General features: G+C 59.5%; 18 protein-coding genes. 14 read left to right on the top strand and 4 right to left on the bottom strand.

Annotated features, from left to right (window positions below):
* From J4G14_03735 to J4G14_03700, 8 genes are all read left to right on the top strand, one after another.
* Positions 1–884, top strand: an 884-nt coding sequence (locus J4G14_03735) for a hypothetical protein (GenBank protein MCE2456906.1), incomplete at its 5' end; no start/stop codon positions are given.
* Between the two features lie 167 nt (positions 885–1051).
* Entirely contained in the window at positions 1052–2017 is a 966-nt protein-coding gene (locus J4G14_03730; protein MCE2456905.1) for an ABC transporter permease, read from the top strand.
* 11 nt (positions 2018–2028) lie between these two features.
* Complete coding sequence (locus J4G14_03725; protein ID MCE2456904.1) at positions 2029–2994, top strand: ABC transporter permease; 966 nt, start codon at positions 2029–2031, stop codon at positions 2992–2994.
* A 141-nt stretch (positions 2995–3135) separates the two neighbouring features.
* Positions 3136–4617: an FAD-dependent tricarballylate dehydrogenase TcuA gene (tcuA, locus tag J4G14_03720; protein ID MCE2456903.1), complete on the top strand. Its 1482-nt coding sequence runs from the start codon at positions 3136–3138 to the stop codon at positions 4615–4617.
* Between the two features lie 111 nt (positions 4618–4728).
* A complete protein-coding gene (locus tag J4G14_03715; GenBank protein ID MCE2456902.1) occupies positions 4729–5691 on the top strand; it encodes a MoxR family ATPase in 963 nt (320 codons plus the stop codon).
* A 5-nt stretch (positions 5692–5696) separates the two neighbouring features.
* Complete coding sequence (locus J4G14_03710; GenBank protein MCE2456901.1) at positions 5697–6932, top strand: DUF58 domain-containing protein; 1236 nt, start codon at positions 5697–5699, stop codon at positions 6930–6932.
* A gap of 7 nt (positions 6933–6939) precedes the next feature.
* The gene (locus J4G14_03705) at positions 6940–8319 is read left to right on the top strand and encodes a DUF4129 domain-containing protein (protein ID MCE2456900.1); all 1380 of its coding nucleotides are present in this window, start codon (positions 6940–6942) and stop codon (positions 8317–8319) included.
* Positions 8316–9128 carry a sulfite exporter TauE/SafE family protein gene (locus J4G14_03700; GenBank protein MCE2456899.1) on the top strand — a complete coding sequence of 271 codons (813 nt, stop codon included), beginning with the start codon at positions 8316–8318 and terminating at the stop codon, positions 9126–9128. The genes J4G14_03705 and J4G14_03700 overlap by 4 nt, the downstream gene beginning before the upstream one ends.
* A gap of 4 nt (positions 9129–9132) precedes the next feature.
* Here the strand turns inward: J4G14_03700 and J4G14_03695 are convergent, their stop codons facing one another.
* The 3 genes from J4G14_03695 to J4G14_03685 form a co-directional block, all read right to left on the bottom strand.
* Positions 9133–9498 (bottom strand): CrcB family protein, encoded by a 366-nt coding sequence (locus J4G14_03695; GenBank protein MCE2456898.1) that lies wholly within the window; start codon positions 9496–9498, stop codon positions 9133–9135.
* 208 nt (positions 9499–9706) lie between these two features.
* Positions 9707–9934: a DUF433 domain-containing protein gene (locus J4G14_03690; GenBank protein MCE2456897.1), complete on the bottom strand. Its 228-nt coding sequence runs from the start codon at positions 9932–9934 to the stop codon at positions 9707–9709.
* Positions 9935–9956: 22 nt separating this feature from the next.
* On the bottom strand, positions 9957–11288 hold the full coding sequence (locus J4G14_03685; GenBank protein MCE2456896.1) for an aspartate aminotransferase family protein: 1332 nt from the start codon (positions 11286–11288) through the stop codon (positions 9957–9959).
* 68 nt (positions 11289–11356) lie between these two features.
* Between J4G14_03685 and J4G14_03680 the strand changes: the two genes are divergently transcribed.
* From J4G14_03680 to J4G14_03665, 4 genes are all read left to right on the top strand, one after another.
* Positions 11357–11815, top strand: a complete 459-nt coding sequence (locus tag J4G14_03680) for a DUF423 domain-containing protein (protein MCE2456895.1) — start codon at positions 11357–11359, stop codon at positions 11813–11815.
* A gap of 8 nt (positions 11816–11823) precedes the next feature.
* Complete coding sequence (locus J4G14_03675) at positions 11824–12012, top strand: hypothetical protein (GenBank protein MCE2456894.1); 189 nt, start codon at positions 11824–11826, stop codon at positions 12010–12012.
* A gap of 102 nt (positions 12013–12114) precedes the next feature.
* Entirely contained in the window at positions 12115–13338 is a 1224-nt protein-coding gene (locus tag J4G14_03670; GenBank protein MCE2456893.1) for a CoA transferase, read from the top strand.
* The gene (locus tag J4G14_03665; GenBank protein MCE2456892.1) at positions 13335–14630 is read left to right on the top strand and encodes a CoA transferase; all 1296 of its coding nucleotides are present in this window, start codon (positions 13335–13337) and stop codon (positions 14628–14630) included. The genes J4G14_03670 and J4G14_03665 overlap by 4 nt, the downstream gene beginning before the upstream one ends.
* 30 nt (positions 14631–14660) lie before the next feature.
* Here J4G14_03665 and J4G14_03660 read toward each other — a convergent pair whose 3' ends face one another.
* Positions 14661–15554 carry a hypothetical protein gene (locus J4G14_03660; GenBank protein ID MCE2456891.1) on the bottom strand — a complete coding sequence of 298 codons (894 nt, stop codon included), beginning with the start codon at positions 15552–15554 and terminating at the stop codon, positions 14661–14663.
* 72 nt (positions 15555–15626) lie between these two features.
* Between J4G14_03660 and prfA the strand changes: the two genes are divergently transcribed.
* Complete coding sequence (gene prfA, locus J4G14_03655) at positions 15627–16700, top strand: peptide chain release factor 1 (GenBank protein ID MCE2456890.1); 1074 nt, start codon at positions 15627–15629, stop codon at positions 16698–16700.
* Positions 16701–16762: 62 nt separating this feature from the next.
* Entirely contained in the window at positions 16763–17677 is a 915-nt protein-coding gene (gene prmC / locus J4G14_03650; protein ID MCE2456889.1) for a peptide chain release factor N(5)-glutamine methyltransferase, read from the top strand.

Below are 17677 nucleotides of genomic sequence, written 5' to 3'. Positions count from 1 at the left end.
ACACCAACAACCCTGACGGCATGAGCGACATGGAGCAGGCCCGCCTCGTACGCTGGGCGCTGTCCCATGCTATAGACCGCCAGGCGATCGTGGACGTTCTGCAGGCCGGACTCGGCACGCCGATCTACCTTGAGCTGATGGGTCCAAAGTTCCCCGGCTGGCGCCCCGACCGCACGGTTACCTCCGCGATGGTCAAGGAAGCGCACGAGAGGTACAGCGGCGACATGACCGAGGACGTTCTCGGCCCTGGCACTGAATGGATCGAGTACAGCGAGTACGACAACGCCGCAGAGCCAAACCACGAATGGCCGTGGGAGGTCCCAACGGACAAGGCTGAGGCAGAGCGCCTGCTGGATCTCGCCGGATTCCCGCGCGGGAATGATGGTATCCGCTTCGAGATCAAGATGAACAAGTACCGCTGCGAGACCGGAGACGTCTGCCTTGAGCAGGCTGACGCGGTAGCCGCGGACTGGGAAGCAATCGGCGTAAGAGTCGAGCTCCTGACCGAAGAGTACGGCGGAGTGGTGGTACCTCCGTATCCGGTGGTCAAGAACTGCTCGGTCGAGACCGCGAACTACCCGTTCGACTGGCCTCCTCCTCCGTCGGACAGCACGTTCAGCCGTCCGGCCTGGGGCTGCGCATTCGAGAGCAAGTTCCTCGACTACATGTACATCAACATTAACGGTGAGAGGGACAAGCAGGCGCGTGAAGACCTGCACCTCGACATGGTTGACTACTACTACTACTGGCAGCTTTACGCCGGTATGGTACAGCCGCCGCGCGGCGTCGCAGCCAACCCTGAGACCGTTGAATCCTGGAACTCGCGCTCCACAGCAGCCGGATTCTGGGGCAGGCCACAGCACATCGTGCCGGCAGGCCAGTAGCAGTTGTAATTCAGGAGCGTGGTCTTGAGTGGCGCCTGCCGCTCAGACCGCGCTCCAACTGGCACATTCGTATGCAGGGCAAACTCCTCTCGGGTTCACCCTGCATAAGGACAAACGGAACTCCATCCGAACAAGGCCACTTAGATTAGGGAGGATTCGACCTATCCATGGGTAGATTTCTAGCCAGACGAGCCCTCTCCATATTCATCTCCATAATCGGAGCTACGGTAGTTATCTTCATCCTCAGCAGGCTTGGCCCAGACCCGACCATTCTGTTTATCGGCGATGCGCAAGTGGAACTGAGCGAAGAGCAGATTGCTGAGATCAAGCGGCATCTGGGTTTGGACAAACCGCTCCCGTTGCAGTATCTGACTTGGATGTGGAATCTAATACAGTTCGACATGGGGCAGTCGCTCGGATCGCTTCGGCCAGTGAGTGAGATCATCCGGGAACACTTGGGGATGACACTCAAGATCGCGGCGGGCGCGTGGATATTCGCGGTGGTTGTTGGTCTCAGCATTGGGGTGTTGGCAGCGGTCAAACGCGCCACTGTCTGGGACTACGTCGGGCGCGTGTTGGCGCTGTTCGGGCAGGCAACGCCGCAGTTCTGGACTGCGGTCATGGCCATACTCATATTCGCAGTTTGGCTCCGCTGGTTCCCGCCCGGCTGGTCCGGCGGCCCACCGGAAGGCACGTTCGCGCTTTCCTGGACGAATATCAAATACTACGTTCTGCCATGCATCGTACTGGGCTGGCCGGCGTCGGCGGGCATCATGCGCCTGACGCGCTCGGCAATGCTGGAGATTCTGGACTCGGAGTACATCAAACTGGCCCGCGCCAAGGGCGTCGGCCCATGGACGATCATCTGGAAGCACGGTCTTCGTAACGCGGTAATCCCGCCGCTGACCTCGGCGTTCGTGCTACTGGCGGACTACCTAAACGGCGCGCTGGTGGTGGAGATAGTCTTCTCCATGCCCGGCATCGGCATCGTCGCGCTAAACCGGGCCGTCTATGACAACGACTGGCCGTTGCTGGCAGGCACGGTCTTCTGTTTCATTGGGATCTATGTGTTCTTCGCATTCTTGGCAGATATCGCATACGCGCTCATAGACCCGCGCATCCGGTACGAGTAGGAATCACCAATATGCAGATGACCCAGATAGAACGCGACCTGCTGGGTATGAGAGACTACCCACCGGTAGTCAGCCAGATCAGAACCGTATGGGGGTTCATGCGGCGCTGGCCCGTGATTCCCATGGCTGTGCTGGCCACTCTGATATTTTGTGGCATATTCGCACCCTTGCTGGCAACTCACGACCCGTATGGTGGGCAGGACGCCGGACTCAGGTCGCGGCACATTCCCCCTCCGTGGGCACCCGAAGGCGACTGGGTGGGTACGGGAGACCCGGCGCAGGAAGCGACGAGGACCGGACACTATCTCGGCACGGATCACACTGGGCGCGACGTGTTTTCGCGTATGCTTTTCGGCGCGCGCATATCACTCGTCGTCGCCGCTATCGCACTGCTCAGCGGCTTCATAACCGGCACGACGCTAGGCATCGTCAGCGGATATTCCGGCGGCTGGATTGACGAAATCATTACCAGGATAGTGGACATCTGGCAGGCTCTTCCGTTCCTGATGGTCGCGCTAGTGTGCGTACTGCTGTTTGGACAGAGCACCGTTCTGCTGCTGGCCCTGATGGCCGCGCTGGCATGGAATCCGTTCGTCAGGGTCATACGAAGTCAGACGCTGGTCGTCAAGAACCAGCCGTTCGTGGACCTGGCTCGCGTGGCAGGATGCTCAACGATTCGGATTCTGCTCCGGCACATACTGCCCGGAGTCATAAACACCGCCGTAGTGATCGCCACGCTCAGCGTAGGCTCGCTCGTTCTGGCCGAAGCCGCTCTCAGCTTCCTTGGCGCGGGCGTACCACATCCGACTCCAACCTGGGGCAGCATGGTATCCGAGGGCAGAGGCTATATCGCCACCGCCTGGTGGCCGACCGTTATACCGGGCGTCGCCATCTTCCTGCTTGTGATGTCACTGAACTTCACGGGTGACTGGCTGCGAGACAGGCTCGACCCGAGGCTCAGGCAGCTGGTGGACTAGGGTCGCTGACGACCCTTCCAAGCCCCCATTTCGGCGAATCGACTCTGACGTATTCACTTGCCTAACTTCGCGTCCCACTCTTTGGACATGCCAGCATGACGTATCTATACTGTGCCAAAGTTAGTGGATGGTGATGATGCGATGGTTGGTGAATCAGTCCAATACGATGTGATTGTCGTGGGCGGCGGGAATGCCGCTCTGTGTGCCGCCCTTGCCGCCCGTGACGCCGGTGCAGATGTGGTGGTACTGGAGAAAGCGCCGCCGAGCGAGCAGGGAGGCAACTGCCCATACACCGGCGGCGGCTTCAGGTTCGTCCACGAGGGCATCGAGGACCTGCGTCACATGCTTCCCGACCTGACTGACTCTGAGGTCGGCAGGATAAGCATGGCCCCCTACACCTCCGGTGACTTCAGGGACCACTTCGCGGCTGTCACCAAGGGCGACTCGGACCCTGCACTCATCGATACGCTGATCGCCAACTCGCGCCCTACCGTCGAGTGGATGTTCGAGAAGGGAGTGAGATGGGAGCTATCGGGCCGTACTTCTCGTGTGGAAGGGGCACCGTCGGTCATCCCAAACAGCGTCGGTATGAGCGCGTGGGAGTCAGGCCCCGGACTGGTACGAATGCTGACCACAGCCTGCCGGCGCGCAGGCGTCACGATCCTGTATGAGACAGCGATGACCGCACTTCTCACCGACGACGATGGCGCGGTTGTCGGAGTTGAAGCCCAAGACCAGGACGGAACTCACGAGCTGCTGGCGAACGGCGTTGTGCTTGGCTGCGGTGGATTCGAGGCCAACCCTGAGATGAGGGGCGAGTACATCGGCGACGGGTGGGAGCGCGCCAGGGTGCGTGGTTCTGCTCATAACACCGGCGACGGTATTCGAGTAGCAATGGACATCGGCGCGCAGGGCACAGGCCAGTGGGACGGATGCCATGCCACGCCCATCGACGTCGACGCTCCCGTGACGGGCGACCTCCAGGTAACCGACATAATGCCCCGACGGTCCTATCCGATTGGGATCACCGTCAATGCGGACGGCCACAGGTTTGTCGACGAAGGGGCCAGCTTTGCCGAACAGACATTTGTCGAAATGGGACACGCAATCCTGCAGCAGGAAGACGGCATCGCCTACCAAGTCTTCGACTCGAGGGCACAGGCACACCTTGAAGGGCGTTACAGCAGTTCCAGACGGGTCGAGGCATCATCGATATCAGAACTGGCAGAGAAGCTGGGAATCGACGCTGAGGGACTTGAGAAGACCGTCGATGACTTCAACGCGTCAGCGCATGACGCAGAGTACGAGCCGAGGACGCTGGATGGACGCTCCACGAGCGACCTGGATCCTCCAAAGAGCAACTGGGCGATCAGGATCGATCAGCCACCCTACTTCGCGTACACGGTCACAGGCGGCATTACGTACACGTACGGCGGCCTCAAGATCGACACAGGCGCGAGGGTTCTCGACACGTCAGACGAACCCATACCCGGTCTGTATGCAGCCGGGATCATCGTGGGCGGGATATTCGTGCATGGCAGCCTGAGAGCAGCCGGTCTGATGCACGGCGCCGTGTATGGCAGGATAGCCGGTACAGCGGCCGCGGCTCGCTCTCGTGCCTAGAACAGGGCGACCGCGTCCCGACTTCTCAATGCCGTCTATAATACCCGAAGACTCTTGGCATGAGAGATGCGCAGTCTGTATCGTGCGCTCCCATGCTGTACGGGAGAGGCCATGAGCCAGACGACGGTTGACGTAACGCGGTTCCAGGAACTGGCGCACCAGCTCAGGGATAGCGTTCAACGAATTATTGTCGGTAAGTCCGATGTGATCGACCTGGTCATTATTGCGGTCGTGTGCAGGGGCCATGTTCTCGTGGAGGACGTGCCCGGCATTGGCAAGACCACCTTGGCCAAGGCGCTTGCTCAGTCCTTAGGCTGCACATTCAACCGCATCCAGTTCACGCCCGACCTGATGCCGACCGATGTGCTGGGGGTGAACTTCTTCAATCAGAAGTCGGGGGACTTCGAGTTCCGGGCGGGGCCGATATTCAGCCAGGTAGTGCTGGCAGACGAGATCAACCGCGCCACGCCGAGGACTCAATCCGCGCTACTCGAAGCCATGCAGGAGCGGCAGGCCACGGTTGACGGCATGACCAGGCGTCTCAACGAACCGTTCCTGGTGCTTGCAACCCAGAATCCGATTGAACTCGAAGGGACTTTCCCGCTACCCGAAGCGCAGTTGGACAGATTCATGGTGAGGGTCAAGCTCGGATATCCCACACCGGATGAGGAGTCTGATATCCTGCTGAGGTTCGAGCGGGACACTTTGCTCCCTGAACTGGATCCGGTAACCGGGTCGGAAGAGCTGCGGGAGATGCAGGATGCGGTGACTCATGTCAGGGTCGATGATGTCGTCCGCGACTATATCGTCGAGATAGCGCAGTCCACTCGCAGGAACGAAAGCCTCACCCTTGGCGCGAGCCCTCGCGCCGCAATGTCCCTATACAAGACGTCCCAGGCGCGGGCCGCGTTGGACGGCAGGGACTTCGTCACACCCGATGACGTGAAGCAGCTCACCGAGTCCGTACTAGCCCACAGGCTCATCCTGACATCCAACTCTCGCCTTCGAGGCCGCACGACAGAAAACATCATCGCCGAGATACTGAACCTGGTCCCAGTACCCATCGAAAGGTAGCGGCCTTGTTCAACCGGTTCTGGCATGACGTCTGGATACTGATGTTCGTGGTGCTGATTTTCGTCGGCATTTTCTCTGGCCAGGCACTTGTTATCGGACTCGGCGTAATGGGACTCCTGGTGGCCCTGGTCTCCTGGCTGTGGAACCGACTGTCACTGGAGGAGGTCCACTACGAGCGGGAGATCGAACAGACAAGGGTGTTCAGGGGCGAGGAGACAAAGCTCACGATTTACCTGACCAACAGGAAGCCGGTGCCTCTCGGAAAGCTCGACCTAGAGGACGAGTACCCTGAAGAGATCGAGATCGTCGGCGCGGAAGTTACTCCAAGCTCCAATCCCAAGTCTATGATTATGCGGCTGCACACCTCCATCTCCTGGTACGAGCGGATCAGGTGGGAGTACACCATCAAGTGCAACGAGCGAGGTTTCTACAGGTTCGGTCCTGCCCGGCTTGAGAGCGGTGACCTGTTCGGGTTCTTTGATAGCGAGACAACATTTAGAGGCACAGATTACCTCCTGGTCTACCCGCGAGTGGTCCCGCTGCCGGAGTTGGGACTTCCGCCACTCAGACCGCAGGGAGACAGTCGGGGCGGAATCGAGATCTTCCAGGACCTGTCGAGACCGGCAGGGCTCCGCGAGTACCAGATCGGCGACCCGCTGAAGATCATCGACTGGAAGAACACTGCCAGGATGGGGCAACTCCAGGTACGCACGTTTGAACCGAGCTCCAGCTTCACGGTAATCCTGATAGTCGCTGTGGAGACGTCCGAACGGTCCTGGGAGGGGTACTCCCCCACCAACCTGGAGCGCGTTATCACGGCTTCCGCGTCCATTGCGAGCTATGCGTCCGAGCGGCAATACAGCATTGGACTCTTCTCCAACGGAGTCCCGATCCTTACGGACCGGCCGATGAAGCTGGAAGCAGCAAGCACGCCTGAGCAGCTCGCCATAATTCTTGAGGCCCTGGCGACGATAAGGCCGCTGCCCATAGGGCCGATGGCCGCCCAGATAGAGCTAAACCTGAGGCAGTTCCCCACCGGGGCTACACTGGTTATGGTGGCGGCGATACTCTCAGAAGAACTTGTGGAGAGCGCCTCGAACCTCTGGAGACAGGGTTACAGGGTGGTCGTGGTGTTCGTTGGAGACTCAGAGCCGCCTGAGATGCCTGAGGGCACTGTGCTGCACGATCTGAGACGATTCTTCGAAAACATGGAGATGGCTGGTGAGTTCGGTCCAGGATAGGATCGTAATGCTCTCCGCGGTAGCGGTCGAGAGCGTGTGGATCTACGCCGCGCTCTCATTGCTGTCGCTCATGATGCTGCCTGGTGGAAGCCCGATTAGCTGGGTCGCGGCTCTCGCTATCATGCTCGTTTCATACTTGGTGACCAGGTCGCTATCGCTCATCATCATGCCGAATTGGATGCCCTATGCAATCGAGATGGGTCTTGGCACTCTCACCACGTACCTGGTGCTGGGGACGCAACTCCAGACCAGTGGTCAGTGGATGGACATCGGATGGCTCTCTGCCATGTTCTCGGACCTGAAGCCCGATCACTTTGTTCGTTCAGCCGCTATCGGCGGGTTCGCTACGGTCCTCTTCTGGCTGAGGGGAGGCAGGATCGCGACGAGCGAGTTCCCGGTTGAACACCTCGGATTCACGTTCCGGCTTGGACTGATCGTGCTGTCGGTTGCCGCGCTCGTAGACATCTTCAACGCGGCTAACCTGAGGACGTTCGAGCTGATGTTCGTGTTCTTCGCCGCCGGCCTTGCAGGCTTGGGAGCCGGCCATATTCTGCCATCCACGCGACGCGCTCTTGCGCGACGCACGTGGGTGCGAGTTATTGGCACAGTGGTCGTCTCGGTCCTGTTGATAGGGCTTCTGTTCAGCCTGATTCAGCGTGGGATGCTCTCATTCATTGCCACACCACTGAAGTTCGTACTGGAAGGAATCGCAAGAATAGTCTTCTATGTCGTCATAGTGCCGCTCGTGTTCGTCCTCGAGTTCCTGATTTCAGCTTTCTTCGAACTCCTGAAGAGGTTTGCCGGAGAGCCGCCGGAGGGTGAGCCGGAACTCAACATTGCGCCGGGCGAAATGTTCGGGCAGTTCGCAGAGCAGGCAGAGCAGGGAGAGCCCTCAGTGTGGCTGCAAATCCTTGCCGGGATAGTTGTCGCCCTCGTGGTCGCAGGAATCCTGATAGTTCTTGCAAGGGCATTTCGGAGGAACGTTCGCTGGCGGCGAGTCGATGAGGAAGGTGAACGTGAGTCCCTCTATGGGGAATTCGATCCCACAATGGACCTCGCGCGGCTCCTGTTTGGTCTCCTCCCAGAAAGATTCAGAAGGCGCAGTACCGACACCAACCTCAGGCTTCCGGATGATGATCAGAACATCGTGGATGTGTTCAGGGTCTACTTTGGTATGCTGACGGTCGCGGAGTCGAGGGGGGAACATCGACGTGTGTCCGATACTCCCGGCGAACATCGATCTGCTCTGGCGCGAGTGTTCCCCGAGCGTCTCGTGGATATGGCGACCTCTGCGTTCGACAGGGCGTGCTATGGCCGTCATGCGGCCACACGTGAACAGATTGACGAAATGCAGCAGCTCCTTGAACAGTCCTCAGGTAAGAAATGACTACAGATCTCGTGATGTGGCAGATCGGCCTGCTTACGGCTATATCGTTCGCAGTTGGAATCCTGGGTGGATTCGTGGGACTGGCGCTCGGCACGATCCGACTTCCGGCAATGCTTCTGCTCGGAATGCCCGCTCCTATCGCGGGTGGGACCAACATCCTAGTGTCGAGTCTTGCCTCCCTAAGCGGGGCCATCCGTCACTTTAGAGAGGGGCGTGTCGACAAGCGGATAGTGCTGGTGATGGGCATTCCTGCCTTTGCCGGGGCGTTCATCGGTGGATTCCTCAGCGACATCGTCTCTGAACGGCTGCTGATCGGCGCCGCTGGTGCGCTCGTATTCTGGCAGGGAGTGGAGTTCCTCATCCTGGTCCGCAACAGGCGACGCACTGGTGGGCCTCACATGTTTGGCTCCGATCTGGAGGGCGCACAGGGGGATTTCACACCAAAACGCGTCTCGCTGGAGGCCGGAATCGGGTTGGGCGTGGGACTGCTTGGCGGAGCGGTTGGGCTGATCCTCGGGAGCATACGCCTGCCCGCGCTCATTCGCGTCCTTCGAATTGACCCCAGGATCGCGGCAGGGTCCAACCTGTTCATCGGCTTCTTCATGGGATCGCTGGGGTGGGTAGGACACGTCACGAGGGGACAGGTCGACTATCTGCTGCTGATCACGATGGGTGCCGCCGCGATGGCGGGCAGCTACCTGGGCGCGAGGTTAACAGGACGCGTTCAACTGAATACGCTGATTCTCACTATGGGTGCAGTGCTGATCGTCGTCGGAATCCTGCTGTTCTGGAGGGGAGTAGTCGGCTAGGATCCTAGATGGCCCTCCCGACCAGGACTCCTGCCAAAGCTGCCGCCAGTCCTAGACCGATGTTTCCTGCTATGTTCAGCGCGGCGCGGGTCAACTCTCCTGATTCGGCCAACTGGACCGAGGCAACCGTTAAGGTCGAGAAGGTCGTGTAAGACCCCAGGAATCCGACCGCGACGAGCATCCTTGCCGAGGACGGCCAGCCAAGGCCGTCCGACGCCGAGACGAAGACGCCCAGCAGGAATGACCCGGTCACGTTGATGAGCATGATGCCGAGCACTGTCGGGCCGATAACCGCAACCACGGCCCGATCTAGTGCGTACCTGGACACGGCTCCGAGCGCACCGCCAAGTGCTACCAGGAGCCAGGGCACAGCGTACACGAGGCAATCACAAACACAACCACCCTAGTTATTGGTTATAGGTCTGACCGACTACCGATCTCCACAATCGGCTCCCCACGCTCGATCATTTGCAGCGCATCTCGAAGGCCAAGATCCCGAATAGGCCGCGCACTAATGTCAAAGGATTCTTCCAGCCAATCGCAGATCTTGGGCGGAAGTTGGGCATCCAGCCAGATTATCAAACTGCTACAACGGGATGGTCAACTCGCTCGCTGGCAAAAGACAAACACGCGGAGATGTCCTCCTTAGCCAGGTAGGGGAACTCGTCCAAAATCTGTTCAGCGGTAAGGCCATTCGCCAGTAGATCCAGGACATCAGTAACCCTAATCCTCATACCCCTGATGCACGGCCTTCCGCCGCACTGCTCCGGATCTACGGTTATACGAGGCGCGATGTACTTCTTCATACAGTCCCCTTGAGGCCTGGACCTACACCAGTCCGAGCTCCCGGATTTCGCCGAAAGCCTGCTCGTATGCGCTGACGGTGTGGGCGATGTCGTCCTCTGTGTGAGCGGCGGTCAGGATGAAGCGATTACCTGCCTGAACACCGTGGTTCAACAGGGACAGGGTCAGCTGGCGGACACGCTCAGGCTCCATCGACACAGCCCTTTCCTCGGGTGTCAGGACGCCGTACTCGGTATCGACCTCGCGGTCCAAACCGAGGTGCAGGAACAGCAGTGTCCCTATGCCCGTGACGCATCCCGGGATTTCGAGGCGACCGAGCACCTCGTTAATACCGCTCTTGAGCTGTTCGCCACGAAGGTTGGCGGTGTCGTTGATTGGCTCGTTCGCCACGATCTTCAGGGCGGCAATTCCGGCGGCTGCCGATATCGGGTTGGCGTTGAACGTTCCGTTGTGGGCGATGCGGTTGTTGCGATTGTACTCGGCGTCCCCTGCCCGGCCCTCAATCATGTTGATGATGTCGGCCCGTCCGGTAACGGCTCCACCTGGAAGTCCGCCACCGAGGATCTTGGCCAGCGTCGTGAGATCGGGCCGTATCCCGAAGTACTCCTGGGCGCCGCCTTTCGAGACTCTGAACCCGGTTACGACCTCATCGAAGATGAGCACAACACCATAACGCTCAGTAACCTCGCGCAACTGCGTTAGGAACTCGGGCAGGATGGGCTCCAGACCCATGTGGGCGCCGGTGGGCTCAAGGATGACGGCCGCAATGTCGTCGTTTTCCTGGAGCGTCTTCTCGAACAGTTCGATATCGTTTGGGGGAAGCACGATCATCGTGCTAAGCGTCTCCTGAGGGATGCCGCCGAGTCCCTCCGAGCCTGCGACCAGATAGTCACTCCAGCCGTGGAAGTGGTCCTCGAACTTAATGACCTTGGACTTACCTGTATAGGCGCGTGCCATCCTGATCGCCATCATGTCTGCTTCAGTGCCGGAGCTGTGGAAGCGGACCTTTTCGGCCGAGGGGATAAGCTCTCTGACCCAGTTGCCCCACTCGATCTCCATTTCAGTTGATCCGGAGAAGTGCGTGCCCATGGCCATCTGGTCCTGAACGGCCTGAACGACCTCGGGGCGAGAGTGGCCAAGTATCAGTGCGCCGTGACCTGGGAAGTAGTCGAGTATGCGGTTGCCATCCACGTCTAACTTTGCCGCACCTTCAGCGTGGGTGTAGTAGAGCTGGAACGGGTCCTGGCGGCGGGCATCGTGGGTTACGCCGTTGGGAAACAGTCCCCTGGCATCGTCGTGCAACTCAGCCGACTTGGGGTGAAGGTCATAGAATCGGCGCTCAATCTGGGTCGTCATTGGGTCTCTCCTCCGGATCCGTGGCTCGGCATTCCGCTCAGGTAGTATCATAGCTTCGGAGTTCTGCCTTGCATTCTACCAAAGACGAGACATTCAATCGCACTGACGCAACTGGCCGTGCCCAAAGCTGGTGGGCACTCTGGCTGTGTATTGGAGCAGCGCTTGGAGGTCTGGGAGTTGTCATAGGAGCGGCCGGCACTCATGCGCTGGAAGGTCGTATAGATTCGGATTCGCTGGATACCCTGGAAACTGCTGTCCGATTCCAGATGTATCACGGCATAGCACTCGCAGGTCTGGGGGTGGCCGCGAGAGTCTGGCAGTCAGGAGTTGTGACTCTAGCTGCCGTGCTGATGACAGCAGGAACGGTCGTCTTCTGCAGCAGCCTATACATCCTTGCACTGTTGGGCGTGGGAGTGTTTGGCGCGATAGCCCCGGTCGGCGGGTTGTGTCTGATAGCTGGCTGGGCAGCGCTGGCCATAGGAGCGGGAGTCGAGTTTATTCGGAGAACAGGGAGTGATCACAGGTGATTACCGGAATGAACCACACGGGATTTGTCGTTCGGGACGTCGAGGCCTCCGCAGAGTTCTACATGAACGTGATCGGGATAATCGCCAATGGTGGGAAGCAGTTAAACCCACCAGTGGAGGTGTCTCCCGGTCGAATCGTCTCTTACCTGCAGGACCCTGACGGGAACTGGATCGAGTTGATCCAATCGGCTGAGTAGTCAACTCTCTGTCACCACTGATAGGGCAGTAGCTCTATACCGGGGCGGTCTCTCGTGAAGTGCTATTATGTGCTGCGTATCAACACTGGGAGGTAAGCTCTTTTGGCGCCGATGGCCTTGTCGAACATCAGGGTGCTCGACTTCACTCAAACGATAGCGGGGCCCTACTGCACCAAGCTGCTCGCTGACTACGGAGCAGACGTCATCAAGGTTGAAAGGCCTGGTACGGGAGACGGCGCCCGCAGTCTGGGACCGTTTCCAAAGGACGAACCTCACCCTGAAAAGAGCGGAACGTTCCTCCATCTCAACACCAACAAGCGCTCCATCACCATAGACCTCACGACGGCCCAGGGCCAAGAGATTGCGAGAAGTCTGGCGTCCCAGGTCGACGTGGTAGTCGAGAGTTTCAGGCCTGGAACAATGGAGAGTTTTGGTCTGGGCTACGAGGAACTGTCGGAATTGAACCCGGCGCTGACTTACACGTCCATATCTAATTTCGGCCAGACGGGACCGTACCGTGACTGGCGCGGTTCAGAGGTCATCTTCTACGGAATGGGCGGCGAGCTCTATTCGACCGGCGTTGCGGAGAAGGAGCCGGTCAAGCTTGGCGGCACGGTCGGACTGTACCAGTCCGGCGTGATGGCGGCATTCGCCACGCTGGGCGCCGTGCTTGGATCCAAGGTCGACGGGTCCGGGCAGCACATCGACATTTCGCTAATGGAAGTACAGACTGGCTCAATCGACCGGCGAATGAGCATGTTGATGGCCTATCAGTACAACGGCGAGATTACCGAGAGAGTACCGCTGGGAGATGCCAGCGGAGCCGGAGGTTACCCGGCGGGTGTCTATCCCTGCGAAGACGGTTTCTTCCAGATCACCGGCGGCGGGAAGTACTTCGAGCGTGTGCGGAACATGATGGGCAATCCGGAGGAACTCTCTGGCGAAGAATGGCTGAGCCCCGCTGCCCAGGCCGATGAGGACATGCAGGGCCTGTTCGAAGCTTACTTCTATCCCTGGCTGCTGGATCGCTCGAAGCACGAAGCATGGAGCCAGGCTCAGGCATCCCGAGTTCTCTGTGGCCCACTGAACACGATGGCAGACTACCTCAACGACGAGACCTTCCGAGGCAGAGGCGCATTTGAAGAGGTTGACCACCCTGTAGCGGGTACTTTCACATATCCAGGAAGGCCATTCATGATGGATGCGTCCCCGTGGTCGATTCGACGGCCGGCTCCTCTGCTGGGACAGCACACTGAAGAGGTCCTGACTGAGCTCGGTATGAGCCGTGGTGAAGTCGAGTCGTTGAAAAGCGAGGGAGTGATATGAGCCTTCCTCTTGAGGGCGTCCGGGTCATGGACATGACCGTCGTGTGGGCTGGCCCGTACTGCACCACCCTGCTCGCTGACCTCGGCGCCGAGGTCATCCGAGTCGAGTCGATCCAGGTTTTCGGGCCATCCACGCGCGGGTCTATCGCGAGGCCATCAAAGGAGATGGTTGCGAGTCTTCCGCCGTTCATAGGCGGAATGCCAGACCGCGACCCGGCTGACCGGCCCTGGAACCGGCATCCCCTGTTCAACGCGCACGCACGGAACAAGCGAAGCATGACGGTTGACCTGTTAAGGCCAGAGGGCAAGGAGATATTCAACAGGCTGGTCGCGATAAGCGACGTACTGATCGAGAACAACCCCACTGAGACGATGACCAAGCTCGGGATCTCGTACGATGAACTCAGAGAGAGCAATCCCGGCTTCATCATGCTTCGAATGCCTGCATACGGGAATGATGGGCCTTACCAGAACCATCGTTCCCTCGGCATCCACATCGAAGGGGTAATTGGCCACAGCCTGTTGCGCGGGTACACAGATCTCGAACCCACTGCGAACACCCAAGTCTACATGGCTGACGCCGCCGCCGGAGTAGGTGGAGCGTTCGCCGTGCTCTGCGCTCTCAATCATCGTAGGCAGACGGGAGAAGGTCAGCTGGTGGAGCTTTCCCAGGCCGAGAACGCTGCGCCATACCTCGGACAGGCGTTCATGGACTACACGATGAACGGGCGCAGCCAGTCCACTTCAGGCAACAGGCACCCGACAGCCCTGCAGGGAGTCTACCCATGCCTCGGTGAGGACGAATGGCTGGCAATCACAATCTTCGATGATCGAGACTGGGATCTGTTCTGCGAGGCGGCCGGGAATCCGGAGTGGACCCAACGCGAAGAACTCGCGACACATGACAACAGGCGAGAACACCATGATCTGTTTGACAGCCTGATCGGAGAGTGGACCAGAGGACGCGACAAGAGGGAAATTATGTCTCTTTTGCAGTCGCACGGCGTCGCGGCTGGCGCGGTGATGAACCAGCGAGACGCGTTCGAAGATCCTCATCTACTTGCCCGCGCGATGTTCGAGCAGGCGACCCAGCAGGACGTGGGTACTCACCTCTACCCAAGAGCGCCGTTCAAGATGTCACGCAGCGATGTGCGGATACGGCGCGGTCCCGTTACGCTGGGGCAGGACAACGAGTACGTCTACAAGACGCTGCTAGAGCTGTCGGACGAAGAGTACGACGAGCTTGTGTCTGCAGGGCATATAGGGACCGAGTACGCTGAACACGTCGAGTAGCCAACCCGGTCCCTGATTGCAGATGGTCGACTAGACAGGCATCGTGCGCCCGGAGTGGGCACGTCCGGCTGTCGCTGTAGCCTCTCCGAGCGCGCCGCCTGAAGAAACGACTCTCACGCCTTCGTCGATCTTCTGACCTATCGTGTCCGGTGTTGCTCCCTCCAGGAACGCGATCCCGGCGGCGGCGCAGGCCTTACGGACACGCTCTCTCGCCTCCCACAGTTCGTCCGGCCAGGGCTCGCCAGGCGCGTTCTTGTAGCCCATCGACATGCTCATGTCTCCGGGACCCCACTCGGCGAACGCAATGCCCGGCACCTGCGTGGTCACTTCCACGTTGAGGAGCGCGCGGGTGTTCTCGATCTTGAGCCCCAGCATCAGCTCACCTTCAGGATTCAGAGGCCACGGATCGGCCTTATCGAGATACTCGTCTATCTCAATGCCCCAGATAGGAGCTGCGGACGCCTGTCCGGCTGATCCCCGTCTGCCTACGTCCAGTCCCTTGCCAACTCCGATCGTCTGGAATGGGTAGCGGCAGGACTCGACGAACGTCTTGACCGCATCGGGCGTCTCCGCGTGGCACATGAGGATGCCATGGACGCCACGAGCGAGTATCTGTCTGAACTGCCATGCGTTCGCTCTGACGACATCTCCACTGGCACCGTCTACCGGGACCTCGACCACCACAGTAGGCGTGCGGTGGCCACTGTTGGTCGGACCACCAGCCACGAGGCCGTTCATGAACTCCTGCAGACCAGGCATGTCGAATGACCCGTGCTCCATACCGACGTTGATATAGTCGGCATAGGTGTGGACCATCTCCTTACCGCCCTCGAATGTCAGGTTGGCGCCAGTGTGCCCTCCCGTGTAGTAGATGGGCTGGTCTTGTTCCAGCAGTTCGATAGCTCGATTGATTCGCTTCGGCATATTCCGTCACTCCCATGTTTTGATCGTTTGGCAGTTTACTACATCCTGCTGTACCATTCTGAGCGACATACCATGCTTGAACGAATGCGCACAGTTGAAGACCGGTTCGACGAGATTGACCAGCTAATGTCCGACCCCGAAGTCGCGGTAGACTACAACCGCGTGGAGCAACTCGCCCGGGAGCAGGCGCAGCTAAGGCAGGTGGTTGAACTTTCCCGCGTGCTGCGGTCGCTTGAGTCGGAGATAGGCAGCCTTCGGACTCTCGTGAGAGACGAGAGCGACGATGAGATAGTCGAGATGGCCCGCGAGGAGCTCGCCGAGCTTCAGCCCCGCAGAGAGAAAACCGAACTCGACCTCAAGCTGGCCCTGGTTCCGAAGGACCCCAACGACGAAAAGAACGTCATCGTCGAAGTCCGGGCAGGTACAGGCGGCGACGAGGCCGGTCTGTTCGCTGCTGATCTCTACCGGATGTACACCAGGTACGCCCAGAGACGGAACTGGAATACAGAGGTGATAGACCTCAACGAGACGGGAATCGGAGCATTCAAGGAAGTTGTCTTCGAGGTCAAGGGCAAGGGAGCTTACTCCCGGCTCAAGCACGAGAGTGGAGTCCACCGGGTACAACGGGTGCCAGTCACCGAGTCGAGCGGCCGCATCCACACGTCAGCGGCAACCGTCGCGGTACTGCCCGAGGCTGAAGAGGTGGATGTTGAGATCCATGCTGACGACCTCCAGATCGACGTCTTCCACTCGTCAGGACATGGCGGTCAGAATGTCCAGAAGGTGGCCACCGCGATCCGCATCACTCACAAGCCGACAGGAATCGTGGCTGTCTGCCAGGACGAGCGCAGCCAGTTCAAGAACAAGGAGAAGGCCCTCTCCGTGCTGAGGTCCCGCATCTACGCACAGGAAGTGGAGCGCCAGAACCGCGAGCGCTCCGACGCGCGGCGGTCACAGGTCGGCAGCGGAGATCGCTCAGAGCGTGTCAGGACGTACAACTTCCCGCAGAGCAGGATCACCGACCACCGCATTGGACTCACCATCCACAGCCTGTCTCAGGCGTTGGATGGAGAAATTGACGGCATCATAGACGCCCTCCTCGAGGAGGAGCAGACACGGAAGCTGGCCCAGGCCATCGACCAGTGACGGGGCAGACAGGCGTGTCCAACGCTGGTCTACAATCTACCTTCAGTGCGGCACGTGGCCCCATGCGCACTTTCGAGAACCCACAGACTCTCCAGCAGAGTCTTGCCGCCATCCGAACCGTCCTGCGTGACGGAGGCGTCGTCGAGTGGCAGGTCGAAGCCGAAGTGCTGCTCAGGCACGTTCTCGGCCTGGACAGAAGCGAGTTTCTGGCTGAAGTCTACGGCGGCAGCGGCGGACTCAACGTGGACCAGTCGGTCGCAATGCGTTCCCTTGTGGACCGAAGACTGTCTGGCGAGCCGCTGGCGTACATCGTGGGTCAGCGCGAGTTCTACGGGCTGACTCTGAAAGTCGACAGGCGCGTACTGATCCCCAGGCAGGAGACGGAACTGCTTGTCGACATCGTGCTTGAGCACTTGGCGTCCTCACGCCTGAGAGACCCAATAGTCGTCGACGTCGGAACGGGGTCCGGCTCGGTGGCGCTGGCAGTGGCGAAACATGCCCCCAGTGCAAGAGTGCTGGCGACTGATGTCTCAGATGGTGCGCTCGAGGCATCAAGGCGAAACGCTGAGAATCTGGGCCTGTCTGACAGGGTCAGGTTTGTACACGGAGACATGCTTCAGCCCATCAACGGGCCGGTCGACGTGATCGTGTCGAATCCGCCTTACATCCCCAGTGGTAACATACTGGAGCTAGCCGTAGAGGTCCAACGGGAGCCTCGAGTTGCGCTCGATGGCGGCGATGACGGCATGGATCCACTTCGTCGGCTGTTGAATCAATCGGCTGCCAGGTTGGCTCCAGGTGGCATGGTAGTCATCGAGCTGATGCCTGAGCAGATGACCGAGGCGAGAGCACTGGCGGTTCAGACCATAGGTTGCAACGTAGATGTGGACACTCGAAAGGACCTGATGGGCAACGAACGGGCCCTGGTCGTCAAACGGTTGGTCACCGGCGTTGAGGGGCCTGACGCCGGGACGTGA

The sequence above is a fragment of the Dehalococcoidia bacterium genome, assembly GCA_021295915.1.
Classification (GTDB): Bacteria; Chloroflexota; Dehalococcoidia; order Lucifugimonadales; family UBA1123; genus VXRN01.
Note: the sequence above shows the minus strand (reverse complement) of the source record. Positions and strands in the feature narration are given on the sequence as shown.